Here is a 23,598-nt window from a genome sequence, read left to right as displayed (position 1 = left end):
GCGGGGTCCTCACAGGCACCGTCCGGACGCCTCGCGCGCGTCCTCCGGGCGGCCCGCTCACCTCTTCCGGGCGCCCGGCGATGTCACAGGCTGCCGATACGCTCCTGGTATGGCTCTCAACACGTCCGCGGACGCCCCGCTGCCCGTCGGTGAGGTGTCGCGGCTCATCGGTGGGTGGATCGACCGGCTCGGGGCCGTCTGGGTCGAGGGCCAGATCACGCAGCTCTCGCGCAGACCGGGCGCGGGGGTGGTCTTCCTGACGCTGCGCGACCCGTCGTACGACATTTCGGTGGGCGTGACGTGCTACCGCCAGGTGTTCGACGCGATCGCGGACGTGGTCTCGGAGGGCGCGCGGGTCGTCGTGCAGGCCAAGCCGGAGTGGTACGCGCCACGGGGGCAGCTGTCGCTGCGGGCCACGGAGATACGGCCGGTCGGCATCGGCGAACTGCTCGTACGGCTGGAGCGGTTGAAGCAGGCGCTGGGCGCGGAGGGGCTGTTCGCGGCCGACCGCAAGAAGCCGCTGCCGTTCCTGCCGCAGCTGATCGGGCTGGTCTGCGGCCGGGCGTCGGCGGCCGAGCGGGACGTGCTGGAGAACGCGCGGCGGCGCTGGCCCGCCGTCCGCTTCGAGGTGCGCAACACCGCCGTGCAGGGGGTGAACGCGGTGGCGCAGGTCGTGGCGGCGGTCGAGGATCTGGACGCGCTGCCGGAGGTCGACGTGATCGTGGTGGCGCGGGGCGGCGGGAGCGTGGAGGATCTGCTGCCGTTCTCGGACGAGCAGCTGGTACGGGCGGTGGCCGCGTGCCGTACGCCGGTGGTCTCCGCGATCGGGCACGAGCCGGACTCCCCGCTGCTGGACCTGGTGGCGGACGTCCGGGCGTCGACGCCGACGGACGCGGCGAAGAAGGTCGTGCCGGACGTCGGCGAGGAGCTGGACCGGGTGCAGGCGCTGCGGGACCGCGCGCTGCGGACGGTACGGGGGCTGCTCGACCGGGAGGAGCGGGGCCTCGCCCACGCCCTCGGCCGGCCCGTGATGGAGCGGCCCCAGCGGATGGTCACGGAGCGCGCCGCCGAGGTGGACGCCCTGGCGGACCGCTCGCGGCGGGTGCTGCGGCATCTGCTCGACCGCGCGGACTCGGAGCTGTCGCACACCCGCGCACGCGTGGTGGCCCTGTCACCGGCCGCCACCCTGGAGCGGGGCTACGCGGTGCTCCAGCGCCCCGACGGGACGGTCGTACGGTCCCCCGAGGACGTCACCGCGGCCGACGAGCTGCGCGCGCGGGTGGCGAAGGGGGACTTCACGGTGCGGGTCGCGGAGTGAGCGCGAGCGGGACCGCTCGGGTCGAGGCCGTGGACGCCGTGGACGCCGTGGACGCCGTGGACGCCGTGGACGCCGTGGACGCCGTGGACGCCGTGGACGCGGCCCATGGGGCCCGCGCCACGGATGGCGCTCGTCCCACCGGTGCCGCCCGGCCGGCCGGCACTGCTGGCATGGCCCGCTTCACCGACGCCGACGCTGCCCCCGCCACGCCCGCTGGCGGGCCCATCGGCGCCACTCGCGCGGACCGCTCCGCGCGCTCGACTTGTTTCACCGGGCCGGCTCACCCGCCGGTTCGCCTGTCGGCTCGTACGCCGGCCCGTATGGAGGATGGATCGCATGGCCACGACGGATGAGAAGGCCGCGCTCGGCTACGAGCAGGCACGGGACGAGTTGATCGAGGTCGTGCGCCGGCTGGAGGCGGGCGGGACGACGCTGGAAGACTCGCTGGCGCTCTGGGAGCGGGGCGAGGAACTGGCAAAGGTGTGCCGCCGCTGGCTGGAGGGCGCCCGCGCCCGCCTGGACGCGTCCCTGGCGGACGACACCACGGGCTCCGCCCCCGCCGAGGACTGAGCGAGCCGGAAGGACCTCGGCCGACCGGGAGGACCGGCGGACCGCGACCGAATCAGTCGGCCGCGAGAGCGCCGGCCGACGGCAAGAGGCGCCAGTCGGCGCCGAACCGCGTCCACCGGCAGCTACCGACGTCAGCCCACGCCGAAGAGTGGCAGTTACCCGCCCGAGCACCGGCCGGCGGCGAGGACCGCCGACCCGAAAGGGCAGCCAGTCAGGCATGAGCGCCGGCCGGGACCGGCGGGCGTCAGTCTGGCCTGCGGCAAAGGGCGGCAGCCAGCCGCCAAGACCGCCAACAGATCGGCTGGCCGCGCGAGCACCGGGCGACCGGAGCGCCGGCCCAAGGGAGGAGCCGGTCAAACGTGAGTGCCGGTCGGCACCGGCGGGCGCCGGCCCGTCGCGACCTGCGTCAGCGACGGCAAGGAACGGTCGCCGCCCGCGAGCACCGGCCGGCGGCGAGGACCGCCGACCCGAAGCCGTTACCCCCGCAGCAGCCGCCGTCAGCCTCCGGCAAGAAACAGCAGCCAATGGCAAGAAGCGGCGGCCCGCCACGAAGAGCGCACACAGACGAGCCCGCCAGCCGCGCAAAGTGGCCGCCGACCGCGAAGAGCGCCCGCCGACCGCCCCGCCGACCGACGGCAACGCGCGTCAGCCCGCCGCCGGGTCCGTGTCCAGTGCCGCTGCCATCTGGGCCAGGCGTTCGTACGACGCCGTGCCCGTGACCACCGTCGTCGCCGTGCCGTCCGTGCGGACCAGCGCGTCGTACTTGGGGCCGTCCCAGCGTTGCCACGTCTCGCCGGCCACCCGCTGGGTCTTGCCGGTGTCCACGGCCCGCTGCGTGACGCCCGTGACGTACTTCTTCGCCGGCATCGTGGACTGCTCCACGGCGACGTACTCCCCGTCGGGGTCGAGGTAGCCGAGGTGCCACGCGTCCGCGTTCTGGCGTTCGTACGAGACCGACGTGGGCTTCCAGCCGGCCGTCAGGCCCGTCGGCGCCGCCACCGGGTACGGGGCCGCGCGCCGCGCCGTGAGGAGCTCGACGCGGTAGTCGACCGCCCGGACCGGGTCGGCCTTCTCGTCGTGCGGGATGAACACGTAGATCACGGCGACGACCGCGCCGATGACCACCATCGACAGGAACATGTCCCGTACGGACTGTCTGCCTCGCTTCTCTGCCTCTGCCACGGCCCCATCGTCGCATCAGGTACACGCCGCTCATCCGTGGGCCCCTCTGCTCAATCTGTCGATGTACGGATAGAGTCGTATCACCCTCTTTTCCGGTCGTCGCCGTACAGAAAGGTGCGCTCCGATGTCCGACAGTCAGCTGCCGCCCCCGCTGGAAGTGTCTCCCGAAGCCCCCGACCGCAACCTGGCGCTGGAGCTGGTCCGGGTCACCGAGGCGGCCGCCATGGCGGCCGGCCGGTGGGTCGGGCGCGGTGACAAGAACGGTGCCGACGGCGCCGCGGTGAACGCCATGCGCACGCTCGTCTCCACGGTGTCGATGAACGGCGTGGTGGTCATCGGTGAGGGCGAGAAGGACGAAGCCCCGATGCTGTTCAACGGCGAGCACGTCGGCGACGGCACCGGCGCCGAGGTCGACATCGCCGTGGACCCCATCGACGGCACGACCCTGAACGCCAAGGGCATGCCCAACGCGATCGCCGTGCTGGCCGCCGCCGACCGCGGCGCGATGTTCGACCCGTCCGCCGTCTTCTACATGGACAAGCTGGTGACCGGCCCCGAGGCCGCCGACTTCGTCGACATCAACGCGCCCGTGTCGGTCAACATCCGCCGGGTCGCCAAGGCCAAGCACGTCTCTCCCGAGGACCTCACGGTCGTGGTCCTCGACCGGCCGCGCCACGACACGATCGTGCGGGAGATCCGCGAGACCGGCGCCATGATCAAGTTCATCTCGGACGGCGACGTGGCCGGTTCGATCATGGCCGCGCGCGACGGTACGGGCGTCGATCTGCTGCTGGGCATCGGCGGGACCCCCGAGGGCATCATCTCGGCGTGCGCCATCAAGTGCCTGGGCGGCGTCATTCAGGGCAAGTTGTGGCCCAAGGACGACGAGGAGCGCCGGCGGGCGGTCGACGCCGGGCACGACCTGGACCGCGTCCTGTCCACCGACGACCTGGTCAGCGGCGACAACGTGTTCTTCGTCGCGACGGGCATCACGGACGGCGAGCTGCTGCGCGGCGTCCGCTACCGCTCGGAGACGGCGACGACGCAGTCCCTCGTCATGCGCTCCAAGTCCGGCACGATCCGTCAGATCGACTCGACCCACCGGCTGTCGAAGCTGCGCGCCTACAGCGCCATCGACTTCGACCGCGCCAAGTAGGACGAGTACGGACGGGTACGGACGAGTACGAAGGACGATCAGCCGGAGGGAAGGGGCGCCCCGCGTGTGCGGCGGGGTGCCCCTTCCGGCGTACAGGACGGTGTACGGGAACGGGCCCCGGCGATCAGCCCGCCGCCGCGATGTGGTCGTTCGCCGCCGCGGCCGTCCTCAACTCCACCTCACGGCGTCTGCGCCGCGCCAGCACCACACGCCGCTCGGCGGCGGTGAGGCCGCCCCACACGCCGTACGGCTCGGGCTGGAGCAGCGCGTGCTCCCGGCACTCGACCATGACCGGACAGCGGCCACACACGCGCTTGGCGGACTCCTCACGCGACAGCCGTGAGGCGGTCGGCTCCTTGGAAGGGGCGAAGAACAACCCGGCTTCGTCCCGGCGGCATACCGCCTCCGAGTGCCAGGGGCCTGCCTGATCCTCCCGGGCGGGACTCCGCGGGGACGGTACGGCGGCGACCTGCAAGGGCTGGTGCGGCGGATGCGGCACGGGTCTACTCCTGACGACGGCTTCGCGAGCGAGAGACGATGCAGCTGTCCTTACCCGCTGTACGCGCCGCTATGCACTGCGTGGCTCTCGGTTCCGGAGTCCGGAACCGAGTGCGGAATTCCGGACGCGTAACCACAACCGGACACCTTTGGCCGGAAAACATCGCACCCGAATCGGCTCGTCCGCCCGCCCGGCGGCACCGCCCCTCAGTGCCCGAGGTGCCTCCGGGACCCCCGGTGCAGATCGGTGATCCACTTGCCGCGCTTGGGCTTGGCCTCGATGTTCCCGAACACCGAGTAGCCGTTCACGACGACCACCGGCGCGTCGGGATCGGCGGCCTCCAGCGTCAGGACCTCGAAGTTGCCGAAGACGCCGGTGCCGCTGCCGCGCAGGGAGATGTTCTCGGGGACACGGACCTCGACATTGCCGAAAATGGACGTCGCGTTGATCACGGTTGTCCGCTGCCCGAAGAGCGCTTCCGTGAGATCGATCTCGACATTTCCGAAGAGCGCGAACGCGCGCGTGCTCCGGCCGATGCGCCAGCGGCCCTTGCGGGTCGAGCTGCTGAACACCGCGACCAGGCTCTCGGTGGGCGCCGTCGGGTCGTCGGGACCGTATCCGTACGCCCGGCCACCCGGGACCGCCGCGCCGGCGGCGTCCCCCGTGCCGGCCCCCGCCACCGGCAAGTCCCGTACCAGTGGTTGCAGTTCACCCAGGGTCTTCGCGCGGTAGACGGCGTCGATCCGGTCGGAATGCTCCTCGGCGTCCAGACGGCCCTCAGCCAGGGCCTCCCGGAGGATGTCCGCGATCCGGTCTCGGTCGGCGTCGGAGGCCCGGATACCCGCGGGCTCCACCGGTGCGACCGGCTTCTGGGAGTGCTTTTCGAGGTCCACACCCTCAGGGTAGCGAAACGCGATAGATCGCGACCAGAGGCAGTCCGCGAGCCGGACCGCGAGTCAGTCCGCAGGATGGTCCGTCAGTCCGGAAGCCGGACCGCGAGCCCGTTCGTGAGCCCGTTCGTGAGGCGCACCTCACCGGCACAGGCCCCGCCCGGCCGCCTACGCTGGGGGACGCGTCGCCAATGGAGGCCGCGCCACTGCCTGTCGAGTGAGGAATGGCCGTAATGCCAGAGTTTGTGTACTCCGATCTGCTCCCCCTGGGAGAGGACACCACGCCGTACCGCCTGGTGACCGCCGAAGGTGTCTCCACCTTCGAGGCCGACGGGCGTACGTTCCTCACGGTCGAGCCGGAGGCGCTGCGCACCCTGGCCGCCGAGGCCATGCACGACATCTCGCACTACCTGCGCCCGGCCCATCTCGCCCAGCTGCGCCGGATCGTGGACGACCCCGAGGCCTCCTCGAACGACAAGTTCGTGGCGCTCGACCTGCTCAAGAACGCGAACATCGCGGCCGCCGGCGTCCTCCCCATGTGCCAGGACACCGGCACGGCGATCGTGATGGGCAAGCGCGGCCAGCACGTCCTCACCCGGGGCGGTGACGAAGAGGCCCTGTCGCACGGCATCTACGACGCGTACACCAAGCTCAACCTGCGCTACTCGCAGATGGCTCCCCTCACCATGTGGGAGGAGAAGAACACCGGCTCGAACCTCCCCGCGCAGATCGAGCTGTACGCGACCGACGGCGGCGCGTACAAGTTCCTCTTCATGGCGAAGGGCGGCGGCTCCGCCAACAAGTCGTTCCTCTACCAGGAGACGAAGGCGGTCCTCAACGAGACCTCCATGATGAAGTTCCTTGAGGAGAAGATCCGTTCGCTGGGGACGGCCGCGTGCCCGCCGTACCACCTGGCGATCGTCGTCGGCGGTACGTCGGCGGAGTTCGCGCTCAAGACCGCCAAGTACGCCTCCGCGCACTACCTGGACGAGCTGCCGGCCGAGGGCTCGCCCACGGGCCACGGCTTCCGGGACAAGGAGCTGGAGCAGAAGGTCTTCGAGCTGACCCAGCGGATCGGGATCGGCGCGCAGTTCGGCGGGAAGTACTTCTGCCACGACGTGCGGGTGGTACGGCTCCCCCGCCACGGCGCCTCGCTGCCGGTCGCGATCGCCGTCTCCTGCTCGGCGGACCGCCAGGCCCTCGCGAAGATCACCGCCGAGGGTGTGTTCCTGGAGCAGCTGGAGACCGACCCGGCGCGCTTCCTCCCCGACACCACCGACGAGCACCTGGACGAGGCGGGGGACGTCGTACGGATCGACCTCAACCGGCCGATGGACGACATCCTCGCCGAGCTGACCAAGTACCCGGTCAAGACCCGGCTCTCGCTCACCGGACCGCTGGTCGTGGCGCGTGACATCGCGCACGCGAAGATCAAGGAGCGGCTGGACGCGGGCGAGGAGATGCCGCAATACCTGAAGGACCACCCCGTCTACTACGCGGGCCCGGCGAAGACCCCCGAGGGGTACGCGTCCGGTTCCTTCGGGCCGACGACGGCGGGCCGGATGGACAGTTACGTGGAGCAGTTCCAGGCGGCCGGCGGCTCGAAGGTCATGCTCGCGAAGGGCAACCGCTCGAAGCAGGTGACGGACGCGTGCGGCGCGCACGGCGGCTTCTACCTCGGCTCGATCGGCGGTCCGGCGGCGCGCCTCGCGCAGGACTGCATCAAGAAGGTCGAGGTGGTCGAGTACGAGGAGCTGGGCATGGAGGCGGTCTGGCGGATCGAGGTGGAGGACTTCCCCGCGTTCGTCGTCGTGGACGACAAGGGGAACGACTTCTTCACCGAACCGGCGCCCGCGCCGACCTTCACCAGCATCCCGGTCCGCGGCCCCGGCCTGGCCTGACCCGTACGGGTCCCATCCCCGGCCCCACCCCACCGGCGGCGCGCGGACGCGGCGCCGGTGGGAATACACCTGTCGGGCAGCCGCTTCGCCCTGACAGGAGGTCTTCACCCATGAACGCACAGGACACGCAGGACAGCCAGGACGCCCACGGCACCCACGGCACCCACAGCACCGACGACACCGACGGCACCCAGCACTCGCAGGACCCCGCCAACCCGGCGGAGTACCGGGTCGAGCACGACTCGATGGGTGAGGTACGGGTCCCCGCCCACGCCAAATGGCGGGCCCAGACACAGCGCGCCGTGGAGAACTTCCCGATCTCGGGCCAGCGCCTGGAGCACGCCCACATCGCCGCCCTGGCCCGGATCAAGGCCGCCGCCGCCAAGGTGAACGCCGACCTCGGGGTGATCGACAAGGATGTCGCCGGCGCCATCCAGGACGCGGCGGCCGAGGTCGTCGCGGGCCGCTGGGACGAGCACTTCCCGGTGGACGTCTTCCAGACCGGCTCCGGCACGTCCTCCAACATGAACGTCAACGAGGTCCTCGCGACGCTGGCCACCGAGCGGCTGGGCCGCGCCGTGCACCCGAACGACCACGTCAACGCCTCGCAGTCGTCCAACGACGTCTTCCCCTCCAGCATCCACATCGCCGCGACCGCCGCCGTCACCGCCGAGCTGACCCCGGCCCTGGAGCACCTCGCGGCCTCCCTGGAGCGCAAGTCCGTCGAGTTCGCGACGGTCGTGAAGTCCGGCCGTACGCACCTGATGGACGCCACCCCCGTCACCCTCGGCCAGGAGTTCGGCGGCTACGCGGCCCAGATCCGCTACGCCGTGGAGCGCCTCGCCGCCTCGCTGCCGCGCCTGGCCGAGCTGCCGCTGGGCGGTACGGCGGTGGGCACCGGCATCAACACCCCGCCCGGCTTCTCCGCCGCCGTCATCGCCGAGGTCGCCCGCGCGACCGGGCTGCCGCTCACCGAGGCCCGCAACCACTTCGAGGCGCAGGGCGCGCGCGACGGCCTGGTGGAGACGTCGGGCCAGCTCCGTACCCTCGCCGTCTCCCTCACCAAGATCGCCAACGACCTCCGCTGGATGGCCTCGGGCCCCCGCACCGGACTCGGCGAGATCTCGCTGCCCGACCTCCAGCCCGGCTCCTCGATCATGCCCGGCAAGGTCAATCCGGTGATCCCCGAGGCCGTGCTAATGGTCGCGGCCCAGGTCACCGGGAACGACGCGACGGTCGCCGCGGCCGGCGCCGCCGGCAACTTCGAGCTGAACGTGATGCTCCCGGTGATCGGCAAGAACCTCCTGGAGTCCGTACGGCTGCTCGCCAACGTGTCCGCCCTCCTCGCGGACCGTACGGTCGACGGCATCACGGCCCATGTCGAGCGGGCGCGGGCGTACGCCGAGTCGTCCCCGTCCGTCGTCACCCCGCTGAACAAGTACATCGGGTACGAGGAGGCCGCGAAGGTCGTCAAGCGGTCCCTGGCCGAGTCGCGGACGATCCGCGAGGTCGTCCTGGACTCGGGTTACGTGGAGCGCGGGGACCTCACCCTGGAGCAGCTGGACGAGGCGCTGGACGTGCTGCGGATGACGCGGCCGTGATCTGACACGTACCCAGGCGCCCTGGGCGCGCTCCCACTAAGATCTGCGCATGACAGACACGGCAGCGGCCGGGCCCTGGGCGCCCGGCACCCAGATCCTGTGGCGGTACCGGCAGAACGCCGGGGACCACGTCCACATCTGCCGCCCTGTCACGGTCGTCCAGGACACCGACGAACTGCTCGCGGCCTGGCTCGCGCCCGGTACGCCGTGTGTGAAGCCGGTCCTCGCCGACGGCACCCCCCTCCACCACGAGCCGCTGCCCACCCGCTACACCAAGCCGCGCACGGTGGTGCGCGACCAGTGGTACGGCATGGGCGTGCTCAAGCTGGCCCGCCCCGGGGACCCGTGGTCGGTGTGGCTGTGGTGGGAGCGGGGCTGGCGGTTCCAGAGCTGGTACGTGAACCTGGAGGAACCCCACACCCGCTGGGCCGGGGGCGTCGACTCGGAGGACCACTTTCTGGACATCGACGTCTATCCGGACCGTACGTGGCGCTGGCGCGACGAGGACGAGTTCGCCCAGGCTCAGCAGGACGGCCTGATGGACGCCCGCCAGGCGCTCCGGGTCCAGGAGGCAGGGCGGGCGGCGCTGGAGGTGATCGGCGCCTGGGGTACCCCGTTCAGGGACGGGTGGGAAAACTGGCGGCCCGACCCCGCCTGGCAGGTCCCCGAGCTGCCCGCAGACTGGGACCGGGACCCCGCAGGAACGCGGCGGGTCAACTCCAGCACCACGGCGTGACCTCTCGTGAGGGCGAATTCCGGCCCGATCCCGGTACTGGATCCCGCTCTTCCGGATCCGGGCTCATGAGACTCTTGCTACGACCACAGGCTTCAAACGTAGGATCGTCCTCCGCAAGGCCGCACCCGCTCAACGGTTCCGCGGAGCGCGCGACCTGACCGCACATCATCACGACCGCACATCACTACGAGGGGGTGGAGCCATGCGTGTCGGGCATCGCTCCGTCCGGTCGTACGCGCACGAACCGCCAGCCGATCCACGAAGATCGACCGGACAGGACCCAGTCGAAGCGATCGCATCGCACCACCGGCCCGGACGGACGGAATCCCACGCGTGACGGAGCATCCCACCTCCCACGAAGGCCGGCAGCCCCTGGTTGCCCGGCCGCAGGAACGCGCACGACCGCGGCAGGAGGCGGCGGGAGCCGCCGCCGTGCCGGGGCCCGCACTGCCCACCACGGCGTCGCTCGACCCCACGGGGACGGCCCGGCGCGAGGGCGACCGGCTGCGCTTCGTGGGAGCGGCCACCCGCAGGATCGCCCGCGGCATAGACCTGGACGAGATCGTCCTCGGTCTGTGCCGGGCGACCGTGCCCACGTTCTCCGACGCGATACTCGTCTATCTGCGTGATCCGCTGCCCGTCGGCGACGAGCGGCCGATCGCGCCCTTCGTCCTGCGGCTGCGCCGCACGGACCGGCTGCGGCTCACGGACGGCCGGATCGACTCCGAGGGGACCTTCCTCGGCGGGCTCCCGGTCCAGATCGCCGAGGGCGACCTGCTGCCGGTCCTGGACCCGCAGTCCGACGTCATGCCGGCGGCGGAGCTGTGCGAGGTGCTCTCCGGCGGCGCGCTCTCCGAGGTGCTGCGCGGGGTGCGCCCGGTCTTCGGCGACTCCGCGGCGGCCAGGGCCGCGCTGCCCGAGCTGCTGGGCGCCGACCGGACCGTACCGACCGGGCACCGCGCGATCCTGGCGCCGCTGCGCGGGCGGCGGCGGGTCATCGGGGCCGCCGTGTTCCTGCGCAGACCGGACCGGGCGGCCTTTGAGCCGAACGACCTGCTGGTCGCCGCGCAGCTGGCCACGCACACGGCGCTGGGCATCGACAAGGCGGTGCTGTACGGGCGCGAGGCCTACATCGCCGACGAACTCCAGCGCACGATGCTCCCGGAGAACCTGCCGCAGCCCACCGGCGTGCGCCTCGCCTCCCGCTATCTGCCGGCCGCCGAGACGGCCAGGGTCGGCGGCGACTGGTACGACGCCATCCCGCTGCCCGGCAGCCGGGTGGCGCTGGTCGTCGGTGACGTCATGGGCCACTCCATGACGTCCGCCGCGATCATGGGCCAGCTCCGGACGACGGCCCAGACCCTCGCGGGTCTCGACCTGCCGCCGCAGGAGGTGCTGCACCACCTGGACGAGCAGGCGCAGCGGCTCGGCACGGACCGGATGGCGACCTGCCTGTACGCGGTGTACGACCCGGTCTCGCACCGGATCACGATCGCCAACGCCGGCCATCCGCCGCCCATACTGCTGCACCTGGGCGGCCGGGCGGAGGTCCTGCGGGTGCCGCCGGGAGCGCCGATCGGGGTCGGCGGGGTCGACTTCGAGGCCGTCGAGCTGGACGCGCCGGCCGGCGCGACCCTCCTCCTCTACACGGACGGGCTCGTGGAGTCCCGGCTGCGGGACGTCTGGACCGGTATCGAGCAGCTGCGGGAGCGGCTGGCCGCGACGGCCCAGCTGACGGGCCCCGACCACGCGCCGCCGCTGGAGGCCCTCTGCGACGACGTGCTGGACGTACTGGGCCCGGGTGACCGGGACGACGACATCGCGCTGCTCGCGGCCCGTTTCGACGGGATCGCGCCGAGCGACGTCGCGTACTGGTTCCTGGAGCCGGAGGACGCGGCCCCGGGCCGGGCGAGACGGCTCGCCCGGCGGGCGCTGGCCCGCTGGGACCTGGAGGAGCTGAGCGACTCGGTCGAGCTGCTGATCAGCGAGGTCGTGACCAACGCGGTGCGGTACGCGGAGAGACCGGTGACGCTGCGGTTGCTCCGTACGGACGTACTGCGCTGCGAGGTCGGGGACGACTCGCCGCAGCTGCCCCGGCAGCGGCGGGCCCGCGACACCGACGAGGGCGGCCGGGGACTCTTCCTGGTCAACCGCCTGGCGCGGCGCTGGGGGGCGACCCGGCTGTCGACCGGCAAGGTGGTGTGGTTCGAGATCGCCACCGGCCCCACCGATCCGGCCGGCCCCTGAGGGCCGACAGCAGGCGATATATCGGGCGAATATTCTCGACAGGGCGCCCGGGGATCAATACGGGACAAATGTTGCCGACGGGGTGTCGCGGAGGTTCACTGGGGCAGGCGGCCGATGTGACCGCTGCCACGTCCGAGGTCACCCCGGCCCCCCGGGCCCTCTATCGACGGGAGGACGCTCGTGTCCGAGTCATCCCCTCAGACTCCTTTCACGACCAACAACGTCGGCATCCCGGTGGAGAGCGACGAGCACTCGCTCACCATCGGCTCCGACGGCCCGATCCTGATGCAGGACCACTACCTGATCGAGAAAATGGCCCAGTTCAACCGTGAACGGGTCCCCGAGCGGGTGGTCCACGCCAAAGGTGCGGGCGCGTACGGCTTCTTCGAAGTGACGAACGACGTCAGCCAGTTCACCAAGGCGGACATGTTCCAGCCGGGCAAGCGGACGGAGATGCTCGCCCGCTTCTCGACGGTCGCCGGCGAACTCGGCTCGCCCGACACCTGGCGCGACCCGCGCGGCTTCGCGCTGAAGTTCTACACGGAGCACGGCAACTACGACATGGTCGGCAACAACACGCCGGTCTTCTTCGTCCGTGACCCCATCAAGTTCCAGGACTTCATCCACTCGCAGAAGCGCCACCCGGCCACCGGGCTGCGCAACAACGACATGCAGTGGGACTTCTGGACCCTCTCGCCCGAGTCGGCCCACATGGTGACCTGGCTGATGGGCGACCGGGGCATCCCCAAGTCGTTCCGCCACATGAACGGGTACAGCTCGCACACGTACATGTGGGTCAACGGCGCGGGTGAGCGCTTCTGGGTGAAGTACCACTTCAAGACCGACCAGGGCATCGACTACCTGGCGCAGGCCGACGCCGACCAGATGGCCGGCTCCGACGCCGACCACCACCGCCGCGACCTGTACGAGTCGATCGAGTCCGGCGACGCGCCGACCTGGAGCCTCAAGGTCCAGATCATGCCGTTCGACGACGCGGCCGACTACCGGTTCAACCCGTTCGACCTGACCAAGGTGTGGCCGCACGGCGACTACCCCCTGATCGACGTCGGCCGGATGACGCTCGACAGGAACCCGGACAATTTCTTCGTCCACATCGAGCAGGCCGCCTTCGAGCCGTCGAACCTGGTGCCGGGCATCGGCCCGTCCCCGGACAAGATGCTGCTCGGCCGGCTCTTCTCGTACCCGGACACGCACCGGTACCGGATCGGCCCGAACTACACCCAGCTGCCGCCCAACCGGTCGCACGCGCCGGTGCATTCGTACGCGAAGGACGGCCCGATGCGGTACGAGGCGTCGGACGCGGCCATGCCGTACGCGCCGAACTCGTACGGCGGCCCCGCGGCCGACCCGGCGCGCTTCGGCGGTCCGGCGGGCTGGGCCTCGGCGGGTGACATGGTGCGCGAGGCGTACAAGCTGCACACCGAGGACGACGACTGGGGCCAGGCGGGCACCCAGGTCCGTCAGGTGCTGGACGACGCGCAGCGCGACCGGCTGGTGTCGAACGTGTCCGGGCACCTGGCGCAGGGCGTGTCCCGGCCGGTCCTGGACCGGGCGCTCCAGTACTGGCGCAACATCGACAAGAACGTCGGCGACCGGATCGCCCACCAGGTCAACGGCGGCTGACGGATCACACGGTTCAACGGGTGCGGGGCGGGCCTTCAGCGGCCCGCCCCGCACGCGTGTGCGCCTTCGGTCGTACGGATCCCTTCGGTCGTACGGATCCGGTCGCCGGACAGGCCCTAGTCGCCGCCCCGCCCGTCATCGGGGGGAGCGAACGGGTTGAACGTCTCGTCCGGCGGGGTGACGGGCGCCGTGACCGGCGGGGACTGGGTCGGGGACTCCGACGGGCTCTCGCTCGGCGGGGGCGGGGTGCTCGGGGTGTCCGTGGGCGGTTCCGGCGGCTTGGTGGAGTGGCTGGGCGACGGGGTCGTGGCGCTCGGCGTGGGGGTGGACAGGGTCGGCGAGGGGGTCGGCGTCGGCTTCTCCCGTACCGGCTTCCGGTAGTCCAGGTCGAACTTCGCGTCCGAGCCGCCGTTCAGCGCGGCCAGCGTGTAGTCCGCCCAGATGCGGGCGGGGAAGCCACCGCCGTTGGCGCGGCCCGAGTTGGCCGTACCGGTCAGGCTGACCTGGGTGCCGCCCTTGGGTGCCTCGCCGAACAGCGCCACCGCCGTGGTGAGTTGCGGGGTGTACGCGACGAACCACGCGGACTTGTTGTTCTCCGAGGTGCCGGTCTTGCCCGCCGCCTCGTACGCGCTGGTCCTGGCCGCGCTGCCCGAGCCGTTGGCGACGACGCCCTGGAGGACGTGGGTCACGGTGTCCGCCGTCTCCCGGTCGATCACCTGCTTGCCGATCGGGTCCGGCAGGTCGACCAGCTTGTTCTTGTGCTCGGCCGACTTGAGGATCGTCGGCGTGACCTTCCTGCCGTGGTTGTCGAGGGTCGCGTAGACCCCCGCCATGTCCCAGGTGGAGGCGTCCATCGTGCCGAGCGAGATGGCGGGGCGCTCGGGGAAGCTGTCCGCGACGTCCGTCATCCCGAGGTCGAGCGCGGTCTGCTTGACCTTGCCCGGGCCGACGTCCACGACCATCTGCGCGAAGACGGAGTTGATGGAGTCGCTCATCGCCTTCTGCACGTCGACCGGCCCGTAGCTGTGGTTGTCCTCGTTCTCCGGGGCGAACGGCGTGTCACTGCCCTTGACCGGGCGCTTGCTGGTGCCGTCGTACACGGTCCCGATGTCGATCTTCTTGCCGTCCTGCGTCTTCGAACCGTTCTCCAGCGCGGAGGCGAGCACGACCGGCTTGAACGTCGAGGCCGGCTGGTAGTCCTGGCGGGTGGCGTTGGACAGCCAGTGCTCGGTGGCGCCCACCCCGCCGTAGAGCGCGAGCACCTTGCCGGTCTTCGGGTCGACGGAGGTGGCCCCCGCCTGGACCGTGGCGTCGGTCTTGTTCTTCTTGCGGTCGATCTTGTCTTCCAGCTGCTGGTCGACCGACTTGACCAGCTCCCGCTGCTTCTTGCGGTCGATGTTGAGCGTGATCGTCCAGCCGCCCGCGTCGATCTGCTCCTTGTCGACGCCCTGGCGGACCAGTTCCTCGTCGGCGGCCTTGACCAGGTAGCCCGTCTGGCCCTCCATGCCGGGCGCGACCTTGGGCTCGTGCGGTACGGGGAACTTGAGGCCCGCGCGCACGGAGGCGTCCAGCCAGTGCTGCTCGACCATGTTGTCGAGGACGTAGTTCCAGCGGGCCGTCACCAGCTTCTTGCCGAGGGGGGTGGCCTCGGCCCAGTCGTACTGGCTGGGGGCCTGGAGCAGCGCCGCGAGGTACGCGCCCTGCGCGACGTTCAACTTGGCGGCGTCGACGCCGTAGTACGCCTGCGCCGCGGCCTGGATCCCGTACGCCGTACGCCCGTAGTAGCTGGTGTTGATGTAACCGGCGAGGATCTCGTTCTTGCTGAGCTTCCGGTCCACCTTCAAGGAAATGACCAGTTCCTTGAGCTTCCGCGAGACCGTCTGGTCCTGGGTCAGGTAGTAGTTCTTGACGTACTGCTGGGTGATCGTCGAACCGCCCTGCTTGCCCTTCCCCGAGAGCGTGTTGAGCACGCCGCGGGCGGTGCCTTTGATGTCGACGCCCGCGTCCTGGTAGAAGGTCTTGTTCTCGGCGGCGACGAAGGTCCGCTGGACGGGCTGCGGGATCTCCTCCAGGCCGACGATCTCCCGGTTGACCTCGCCGGTACGGGCCAGGACCGTGCCGTCGCCGTACTTGTAGACGTTGCTCTGCATCTTGGCCTGCGCGTTGGCGTCCGGCACGGACACGGTGAGGTACAGCACGACAAACGCGCCCATGACGAGCAGGCACAGGCCGAAGAACGTGCCGAGCATCTTCTTCCATGTGAAGAGCCGGCGTATGCCGCTCCTCCTGGGCTTGGGTGCCCGGCGGGTTCCTCGGTGCCGGGCCCGTCTCTCGTCAGCACGGCCCATCGCTGTGTCGCTCCGCTCCCGTGAACTTGTCGTTGACCTTGTCGTTGATCTTGTCGTTTCACCGGCTTTTACCGGAATCAGCTCAGAAAGCTAACATCCGACCCTGTGACAAAGGACGGGTGATCCGTTCTTTTGGGACGTGAGAATCAGCACCCGTCCCACTGAAACCGACTCATGAGGGTTACGGAAGGTTGCGGAGCGTTTCCGTCCTTGTGTCCGCTGTGCCACCATCGGTGACGCAACGCGAGCCCTCCGAACGCGCTGCAAGCTCCGAAAGCCCCGAAAGGGGACTTCCACCCCCCACAAGGAGTGCGTGTGCTCACTGTTGGTGACACGTTCCCGTCGTTCGAACTGACCGCCTGCGTCTCCCTCGAGAAGGGCGCGGAGTTCGAGGAGATCAACCACAAGACCTACGAGGGCAAGTGGAAGATCTTCTTCGCCTGGCCCAAGGACTTCACCTTCGTGTGCCCGACCGAGATCGCCGCCTTCGGCCGGCTGACCGGCGAATTCGCCGACCGCGACGCGCAGGTGCTCGGCTTCTCGGGCGACTCCGAGTACGTCCACCACGCCTGGCGCAAGGACCACCCGGACCTGCGGGACCTGCCGTTCCCCATGCTGGCCGACTCCCGGCACGAGCTGATGCGCGACCTGGGCATCGAGGACGCGGACGGCTTCGCGCGGCGCGCGGTGTTTGTCGTCGACCCGTCCGACGAGATCCAGTTCAGCATGGTGACGGCCGGCTCCGTGGGCCGTAACCCCAAGGAGGTGCTGCGGGTGCTCGACGCGCTCCAGACCGACGAACTGTGCCCGTGCAACTGGAACAAGGGCGACCGGACCCTCGACGCCGCCGCGCTCCTCTCGGGAGAGTGATCCACCGTGTCACTCGACGAACTGAAGTCCGCCCTGCCGGACTACGCCAAGGACCTGCGGCTGAACCTCGGTTCGGTCATCGGCAACAGCGAGTTGCCCGAACAACGCCTCTGGGGCACGGTGCTGGCCTGCGCGATCGCCTCCCGCTCGCCCCGCGTCCTGCGCGCGCTGGCGCCCGAGGCGAGGGCCAGGCTCTCCCCGGAGGCGTACACCGCCGCGAAGTCGGCCGCCGCGATCATGTCGATGAACAACGTCTTCTACCGGACCCGGCACCTGATGTCGGACCCCGGGTACGGGGTGCTCCGGGCCGGCCTGCGGATGAACGTCATCGGCAGCCACGGCGTGGAGAGCGCCGACTACGAGTTCTGGTCCCTGGCGGTCTCCGCCGTGAACGGCTGCGGCCAGTGCCTCGACTCGCACGAGGAGGCGCTCCGCAAGGCGGGCGTGGACCGCGAGACCGTCCAGGAGGCGTTCAAGATCGCCTCGGTGGTCCAGGCGGTGGGCACGACGCTGGACGCGGAGGCGGTGCTGGCGGAGGTGGAGTGAGCGGGGGCGGGTGACGTGGTCGGGCCCTCGGCCCGCCGTCACCCGCCCCGGTCACCTCGTGAACGTGCTCGTTCCGGGCGTGGTCACTTCTTGAGCGTGGCCATCAGATCCCTCATGTCCCCGATCATCGACGGCTCGATCCCCGCGAGGTCGATCCCGTCCGGCACGGTCATCTCGCCGGTGACCGGGTCCTCCTCGCCCACGACCACACCGCTGACCACGAGGCTCAGCTCGACCTGGCCGTCCAGGACCCGCAGCTCTTTGCCGTCCCCGTTGACACCGCTGAGCAGGTAGGCGCGCTCCCCCAGATCCGTTACCCGCCGCGCCTTGTTGTCTGTGATGTACCAGGCGCTCGGGGCGGTGACCGAGGCGTCGAACTCCGGCTCCGGGTCGGTCACCTTGTGCCGGATGTAGGCCAGTTCGACGGAGGCGTACGCCGTGGCGCTCGACTCGCCCTTCCTGGGACGTACCAGATCGACCGAGCAGACGGCGTGGTCCACCTCGGGCCGCTCGTCGACCCGGTGGGTCCCCGTCTCCTCCCTCTCCCCGTACGCGGCCGACAGGGCGGACAGCTTCGCGTCGTCGCACAGGTCGCGGCTGATCCGGTACCCCCGCAGGTCGGGTTCGGCCTGGCTCTGCGCGTACGCCCAGGCACCCCAGACGGCGGAGGCGGCCAGCGCGCCGCCGAACGCCCACAGCCAGGGCCGCAAGCGCCCGGAGACGTCCCGTACGCCGCCGTCACCGATGACGGTCCCGGAGCCGGGTTCGGCCCCGGAGCCGGGATCCGCCCCGGAGCGGGGATCGGACGTGGAGCGGGGGCCGGACCCGGAAGCCCCGCCGGGCGGCGGCTGTGCGTCGTCGTCGACCAGTTCGAGGTCGGAGATCATTCCTGCCCCGCCAGCGTCTCCGTCGCGACAGGCGCCGACGGGGGAGCGGGTACCGGCGTGGGAGCGGGTGCCGGCGTCTTCGTCGGCTCCGGTGGTTCGGGGGCCGCCGCCTCGGGGCCGTCCTCCGGCGGCGGCGGGTCCGCCGCCGCGGACGCCTGGCGCAGCGCCTGCTCCTGGCTGTACGAACGGAGGTAGCCGACCACCGTGTTGGTCACCGCCACCAGCGGCACCGCCACCACGGCTCCCCCGATCCCCGCGACCAGCCCGCCCGCGGCGACCGACAGGACCACGGCGAGCGGATGCACCCGTACGGCCCGGCCCAGGATGAAGGGCTGGAGGATGTGCCCCTCGATCTGCTGGACGGCGAGCACGACGGCCAGGACCATCAGCGCCGTGAACACCCCGTCGGTGACCAGCGCGACCACCACGGCCAGGGCGCCCGAGATCACCGCGCCGACCAGCGGGATGAACGCGCCGAGGAAGATGAAGACCGCCAGCGGCACGGCCAGCGGGACATCGAGGAAGTAGAGGCCGAGGCCGATGAAGCCCGCGTCGATCAGGGCCACCAGGACCGTGCCGCGCACATAGGCGGTCAGGGTGTGCCAGGCACGCGGCCCGGCCCCCGCGACGCCTTCCCGCGCCTGCGCCGGGACCAGCTTCAGCGTCCAGCGCCAGATGCGCTTGCCGTCGTACAGCAGGAAGAGCGTCGAGAACATGGCGAGCAGCGCGCCCGTCAGGAACTCGACCATCACGGTCACGCCCTGGAGGCCGGCGGAGGTGATCTCCTCGGTGTTCGTGCCGACCGCGTCGCTCAGGTTGTTCGCTATGTCGTTGATCTGCTTCTCGGTGACATGGAACGGGCTGTTGAGCAGCCAGCGCTTGAGCTCGTCGATGCCGTCCGTGACCCGGTTGGAGAGGTCGTCGAGGTTTTCCAGGACCTGCCACACCACGAACCAGCCGATGAGTCCCATCAGGACGAACCCGGCGATCGCGGTGAGGGCGGTGGCGAGTCCGCGCGGGACGCCGAACCGCTTGAGCCAGGCGACCGTCGGCTGGAGCAGCGCCGTGATCAGCAGGGCGGCGGCGAAGGCCAGGACCACCAGCTGGACGGCGCTGATGACCCGCATGAGGACCCAGAGGGTGCCGGCCAGCACCAGCAGCCGCCAGGCGGCCTCACCGGCGACGCGGATCCCCCACGGTATGGCGGCGACGGGATCGGGCCTGGCGGCCACGGCGGGGGCGTACGCGGGCGGCGGCGGGACGCTCTCCCGCGCGGGCGCGGGCGCGGGCACGGCCGCCGGCGGCAGGCCGGCGGTGACGTCGTCCTCGGCCTCCGCCTCGACCTCGGCCTTGCGCCGGTCCAGGCGCTCCCCCATGAGGGTCAGCCCCGTACCCACCCGCCCCAGCCACCCCGGCAGTCTTGACATGATGCTTCCTCTTCCCCCCGACTGTCTCCCCACGCGTCCCTCCGGGGGCCGCCGGAAACGACCGTACACGGGCGAAGCCCCCCACCGTAGGACGGTGAGGGGCTTCACACGGTTGAGCGCGGGACGGAGGCGGTCCGTCTAGTACCAGTTGTTGGCCTGCCAGAACGACCAGGCGCCGCACGGGCTGCCGTAGCGGTCGTCCATGTAGCCCAGGCCCCACTTGATCTGGGTGGCCGGGTTGGTCTGCCAGTCGGCGCCGGCCGAGGCCATCTTGGAGCCGGGGAGTGCCTGGACGAGGCCGTACGCGCCCGAAGAGGCGTTCTGGGCCTTGTAGTTCCAGGTGGACTCGTGGTTCACGATGTTGCTGAAGCACTGGAACTGGTCGGCGGGGACCAGCTGCCGGGCGATCGCCTGGACCTCGGCGACGGTGTAGGAGCTCTGGGCGGAGAAGGAGGCGATCGAGACCGTCGACTCCTTGGCCTTCTTCTCGGCTTCGGCCTTGGCCTTGGCCTCCGCGGCTTCCTTCTTCTCCTGCTCCGCCTTGTCGTCGGCGGCCTGCTTCTTGGCCGTCGCGTCCTTGGCGGCCTGGAGACGGGCGCTTTCCTCGGCGGACTTCTGCGCGGCCGTGTCGGCGGCGGAGGCCTGTGCCTCCGCCTGCTGGGTCAGCGACGCGGTCTGGACCTGCGCCTGCTGGCCGGCGGGGATGTCTGCGAGGAGCGTCGTGTCGGCTGCGGTGGCCTCGAAGTTGTCGTCCGAAACCTGCGCGGTGGCGCCCGAGGCGACCCCCACGACTGCGCCGACGGTGGTGACCGCGGTGGCAGAAGCCACGGCGAACCCCCGGACCGAGATCCGGCTCACACGGTGTCCTTCCAGCATCGCCCGCATAGGTGACCTCGCGGACGCGATCGTGCCCCTGGCACTGGACTCCGCACTACTCGGTCACGGGAGACTCGGGCCCGACGGGCAATCCCCCTGCGGGGATCGCCACTTGGTGCTCGGGCGGCATGCGGCGGCAAGTGTGGAGTTGTGTGGTGCTGCACCTCTGGAGGTGCGGGTGTGCCGCATGCGGGGGCCTGACGGAAGCAAGACTCTGCCGGAAGCCGACACCGCGAGGCAATTAATCGTTACGTGGGATAGCTCACACCTCGTTTGCCCCAGGAGATTTCAGGAAAAGGGAGCGCGGCACAACGCCGCCCGGCTAAGCTCCTGGGCTTCGCCGGGCGGCGCCAACTGGGGTGATACGTGCCTAGATCTGGCCGTCCTCCAGCATTTCGGTCACGAGCGCGGCGATCTCCGAGCGCTCGGAGCGGGTGAGGGTGACATGCGCGAAGAGCGGATGGCCCTTGAGCTTCTCGACGACCGCCACGATGCCGTCGTACCGCCCCACTCTCAGGTTGTCGCGCTGCGCCACGTCGTGCGTGAGCACCACCCGGGAGTTGGCCCCGATCCGGGAGAGGACCGTCAGCAGGACGTTCCGCTCCAGGGACTGGGCCTCGTCGACGATGACAAACGCGTCGTGCAGGGACCGGCCGCGGATGTGCGTGAGCGGCAGCACTTCGAGCATGCCGCGCCCCAGCACCTCCTCGATCACGTCACGGCCGGCGACCGCGGAGAGCGTGTCGAAGACCGCCTGCGCCCAGGGGCTCATCTTCTCGGCCTCGGAGCCCGGCAGGTAGCCCAGCTCCTGGCCGCCGACCGCGTACAGCGGCCGGAAGACCATCACCTTCTGGTGCTGCCTGCGCTCCAGAACCGCCTCCAGGCCCGCGCAGAGGGCCAGCGCCGACTTGCCGGTGCCGGCCCGGCCGCCCATCGACACGATGCCGATGTCCGGGTCAAGGAGGAGGTCGAGGGCGATGCGCTGCTCGGCGCTGCGGCCGTGGATCCCGAAGGCCTCCCGGTCGCCGCGGACGAGCCGTACGTTGCCCTCGGGGGTGACCCGGCCGAGCGCCTTGCCGCGGTCGGACTGGAGCACCAGCCCGGTGTGCACCGGCAGGTCGCCCGTCTCGGGCACGAAGACCGACTCTTCCGAGTAGAGGAGATCGATCTGGTCGGCGGCGAGGGTCAGCTCGCTCATCCCCGTCCAGCCCGAATCGGTGATGGCGAGCTCGGCGCGGTACTCCTCGGCGAGGAGTCCGACCGACGACGCCTTGATGCGCAACGGCAGGTCCTTGGAGACGACCGTGACGTCGTACCCCTCGGCCTGCAGATTTCGCGCGACCGCGAGAATCCGTGAGTCGTTGTCCCCCAAGCGGAAGCCGGCGGGCAGGATGCCGGGATCAGAGTGGTTGAGCTCGACACGGAGGCTGCCGCCCAGATCGCCCAGCGGGATGGGGGCGTCGAGGCGGCCGAACCGGATGCGGAAGTCGTCCAGCAGGCGCAGGGCCTGCCGGGCGAAATACCCCAGCTCCGGATGGTGCCTCTTGGCCTCCAACTCCGTGATCACCACGATCGGCAGCACAACCTCGTGCTCGTCGAAGCGGGACATGGCGTTCGGATCGGCCAGCAGGACGCTGGTGTCGAGAACGTAGGTGCGCCGGTCAGGCATGCGGCGCTTCGAGCTTGTCACCACGGAAGGACGTACCCCCTCGGATGAGGTCGGGGTGCGACGGCGTCGCGGGCGGGTGGACCGGGCTGCGGACCCCATGCGCGGGCCGAGCTCCGGCCCTCCACGTCGCCCGTACGTCTGACCGTACGGTCGTCCTGGTGCAAAGGGCCTCCCGGGCGGACGGCCCCATGCCGTCCGCTGAGATGCGACATCCGCCCGGCAGCTGCTCCCGGAAGGCTTTTCGGACGTCGACCTGGAAGCTGTATTCCCTGGAACGCGCTCAGCCATGCCATGGCATATGACGGACGGCGGGTGAACCTCGGGTGAAAGGGACGCGGGCCACGGGGGTACGGGCCGGGCCTGACGGCGCTACCGGGGCGCGGAGGCCTTGGGGAACAAGGGCTCGGTCAGGTTCCGGTCAGGTTCCGTAGCGGCGGTGACGCGCCGCGTAGTCGCGCAGGGCGCGAAGAAAGTCGACTTTACGGAAGGCCGGCCAGAAGACTTCGCAGAAGTAGTACTCCGAATGGGCGCTCTGCCAGAGCATGAAGCCGGAGAGCCGCTGTTCTCCGCTGGTGCGGATGACCAGGTCGGGGTCGGGCTGGCCGCGGGTGTAGAGGTGCGAGGAGATCAGGTCGGTGTCGACGATCTCGGCGAGCTCCTCGAAGGAGGTGCCCTTGCTGGCGTGGTCGAGGAGCAGGGAGCGGACCGCGTCCGCGATCTCCTGGCGGCCGCCGTAGCCCACGGCGACGTTGACGAGTATTCCCTTGTTCCCGAGGGTGGCCTGCTCGGCCTCCTTGAGAACGGTCTGGGTACGGGCGGGCAGGAGGTCGAGGGTGCCCACGTGGTGCACCTGCCACTGGCCGTCGGCGGCCAGCTGGCGGACCGTGTTCTCGATGATGCCGAGGAGGGGGACCAGCTCGTTCTCGGGGCGGTCGAAGTTGTCCGTGGAGAGCATCCAGAGGGTGACGACCTGGACGTCGGTCTCGGAGCACCAGCCGAGCAGTTCGAGGATCTTGCTGGCGCCCGCCTGGTGTCCTTGCTCGGCCGTACCGCCGGACGCCTTCGCCCAGCGACGGTTACCGTCCAGGATGACGCCGATGTGCTTGGGCACCTGGTCGTGGTCGAGACGGCCTTCCACCCGGCGTGCGTAGAGCCTGTACACCAGGTCGCGCAGGTTCACTGAGTCCACCTCTCGATTCCGTGGGGACCGGCGCGTCCACTAAGTCCACTG

19 protein-coding genes are annotated in these 23,598 nt (G+C 70.6%); 10 read left to right on the top strand and 9 right to left on the bottom strand.

Annotated elements, in window-relative coordinates:
• Positions 1-109: 109 nt before the first annotated feature.
• Together xseA and ACIO1C_RS30585 are read left to right on the top strand one after the other, a co-directional pair.
• A complete protein-coding gene (xseA, locus tag ACIO1C_RS30590; RefSeq protein WP_401869520.1) occupies positions 110-1,318 on the top strand; it encodes an exodeoxyribonuclease VII large subunit in 1,209 nt (402 codons plus the stop codon).
• 336 nt (positions 1,319-1,654) lie between these two features.
• Entirely contained in the window at positions 1,655-1,888 is a 234-nt protein-coding gene (locus ACIO1C_RS30585; protein ID WP_401869518.1) for an exodeoxyribonuclease VII small subunit, read from the top strand.
• Positions 1,889-2,533: 645 nt separating this feature from the next.
• Here the strand turns inward: ACIO1C_RS30585 and ACIO1C_RS30580 are convergent.
• Entirely contained in the window at positions 2,534-3,070 is a 537-nt protein-coding gene (locus ACIO1C_RS30580; protein WP_401869515.1) for a DUF4245 domain-containing protein, read from the bottom strand.
• Positions 3,071-3,194: 124 nt separating this feature from the next.
• On the opposite strand from ACIO1C_RS30580, the gene glpX reads away from it, so the two are divergent.
• On the top strand, positions 3,195-4,226 hold the full coding sequence (gene glpX / locus ACIO1C_RS30575) for a class II fructose-bisphosphatase (RefSeq protein WP_167027743.1): 1,032 nt from the start codon (positions 3,195-3,197) through the stop codon (positions 4,224-4,226).
• Positions 4,227-4,350: 124 nt separating this feature from the next.
• Here the strand turns inward: glpX and ACIO1C_RS30570 are convergent, their stop codons facing one another.
• Together ACIO1C_RS30570 and ACIO1C_RS30565 are read right to left on the bottom strand one after the other, a co-directional pair.
• On the bottom strand, positions 4,351-4,725 hold the full coding sequence (locus ACIO1C_RS30570) for a WhiB family transcriptional regulator (RefSeq protein WP_161309903.1): 375 nt from the start codon (positions 4,723-4,725) through the stop codon (positions 4,351-4,353).
• Between the two features lie 206 nt (positions 4,726-4,931).
• Positions 4,932-5,618, bottom strand: coding sequence for a DUF1707 domain-containing protein (locus ACIO1C_RS30565; protein WP_401869511.1), 687 nt, complete (start codon positions 5,616-5,618; stop codon positions 4,932-4,934).
• Between the two features lie 221 nt (positions 5,619-5,839).
• On the opposite strand from ACIO1C_RS30565, the gene ACIO1C_RS30560 reads away from it, so the two are divergent.
• The 5 genes from ACIO1C_RS30560 (at position 5,840) to ACIO1C_RS30540 (ending at position 13,744) form a co-directional block, all read left to right on the top strand.
• The gene (locus tag ACIO1C_RS30560; protein WP_401869509.1) at positions 5,840-7,516 is read left to right on the top strand and encodes a fumarate hydratase; all 1,677 of its coding nucleotides are present in this window, start codon (positions 5,840-5,842) and stop codon (positions 7,514-7,516) included.
• Between the two features lie 110 nt (positions 7,517-7,626).
• Positions 7,627-9,117, top strand: coding sequence for a class II fumarate hydratase (locus tag ACIO1C_RS30555; RefSeq protein ID WP_401869506.1), 1,491 nt, complete (start codon positions 7,627-7,629; stop codon positions 9,115-9,117).
• 49 nt (positions 9,118-9,166) lie between these two features.
• Complete coding sequence (locus ACIO1C_RS30550) at positions 9,167-9,853, top strand: DUF402 domain-containing protein (RefSeq protein WP_401869503.1); 687 nt, start codon at positions 9,167-9,169, stop codon at positions 9,851-9,853.
• 333 nt (positions 9,854-10,186) lie between these two features.
• A complete protein-coding gene (locus ACIO1C_RS30545) occupies positions 10,187-12,100 on the top strand; it encodes a SpoIIE family protein phosphatase (protein ID WP_401869501.1) in 1,914 nt (637 codons plus the stop codon).
• Between the two features lie 180 nt (positions 12,101-12,280).
• On the top strand, positions 12,281-13,744 hold the full coding sequence (locus ACIO1C_RS30540) for a catalase (protein ID WP_401869499.1): 1,464 nt from the start codon (positions 12,281-12,283) through the stop codon (positions 13,742-13,744).
• A gap of 116 nt (positions 13,745-13,860) precedes the next feature.
• Here ACIO1C_RS30540 and ACIO1C_RS30535 read toward each other — a convergent pair whose 3' ends face one another.
• Positions 13,861-16,092, bottom strand: a complete 2,232-nt coding sequence (locus ACIO1C_RS30535; protein WP_401869496.1) for a transglycosylase domain-containing protein — start codon at positions 16,090-16,092, stop codon at positions 13,861-13,863.
• Between the two features lie 315 nt (positions 16,093-16,407).
• Here ACIO1C_RS30535 and ACIO1C_RS30530 point away from each other — a divergent pair, with 315 nt between their 5' ends.
• Positions 16,408-16,962: a peroxiredoxin gene (locus tag ACIO1C_RS30530; protein ID WP_401869493.1), complete on the top strand. Its 555-nt coding sequence runs from the start codon at positions 16,408-16,410 to the stop codon at positions 16,960-16,962.
• Positions 16,963-16,968: 6 nt separating this feature from the next.
• The gene (locus tag ACIO1C_RS30525) at positions 16,969-17,508 is read left to right on the top strand and encodes an alkyl hydroperoxide reductase (RefSeq protein ID WP_401869490.1); all 540 of its coding nucleotides are present in this window, start codon (positions 16,969-16,971) and stop codon (positions 17,506-17,508) included.
• A gap of 83 nt (positions 17,509-17,591) precedes the next feature.
• Here ACIO1C_RS30525 and ACIO1C_RS30520 read toward each other — a convergent pair whose 3' ends face one another.
• From ACIO1C_RS30520 to ACIO1C_RS30500, 5 genes are all read right to left on the bottom strand, one after another.
• The gene (locus ACIO1C_RS30520) at positions 17,592-18,395 is read right to left on the bottom strand and encodes a hypothetical protein (protein WP_401869487.1); all 804 of its coding nucleotides are present in this window, start codon (positions 18,393-18,395) and stop codon (positions 17,592-17,594) included.
• Positions 18,392-19,822 (bottom strand): AI-2E family transporter, encoded by a 1,431-nt coding sequence (locus tag ACIO1C_RS30515; protein WP_401869485.1) that lies wholly within the window; start codon positions 19,820-19,822, stop codon positions 18,392-18,394. The genes ACIO1C_RS30520 and ACIO1C_RS30515 overlap by 4 nt, the downstream gene beginning before the upstream one ends.
• A 138-nt stretch (positions 19,823-19,960) precedes the next feature.
• The gene (locus tag ACIO1C_RS30510) at positions 19,961-20,680 is read right to left on the bottom strand and encodes a lytic transglycosylase domain-containing protein (protein WP_401869482.1); all 720 of its coding nucleotides are present in this window, start codon (positions 20,678-20,680) and stop codon (positions 19,961-19,963) included.
• A 388-nt stretch (positions 20,681-21,068) separates the two neighbouring features.
• Complete coding sequence (locus ACIO1C_RS30505; protein ID WP_401869479.1) at positions 21,069-22,391, bottom strand: PhoH family protein; 1,323 nt, start codon at positions 22,389-22,391, stop codon at positions 21,069-21,071.
• Between the two features lie 394 nt (positions 22,392-22,785).
• A complete protein-coding gene (locus ACIO1C_RS30500) occupies positions 22,786-23,547 on the bottom strand; it encodes an isoprenyl transferase (protein WP_401869688.1) in 762 nt (253 codons plus the stop codon).
• Positions 23,548-23,598: the final 51 nt, after the last annotated feature.

Source organism: Streptomyces sp. NPDC087420 (genome assembly GCF_044744165.1).
GTDB lineage: Bacteria > Actinomycetota > Actinomycetes > Streptomycetales > Streptomycetaceae > Streptomyces.
The sequence above is the reverse complement of the archived record's forward strand: the minus strand, read 5'-3'. Positions and strand labels throughout refer to the sequence as shown.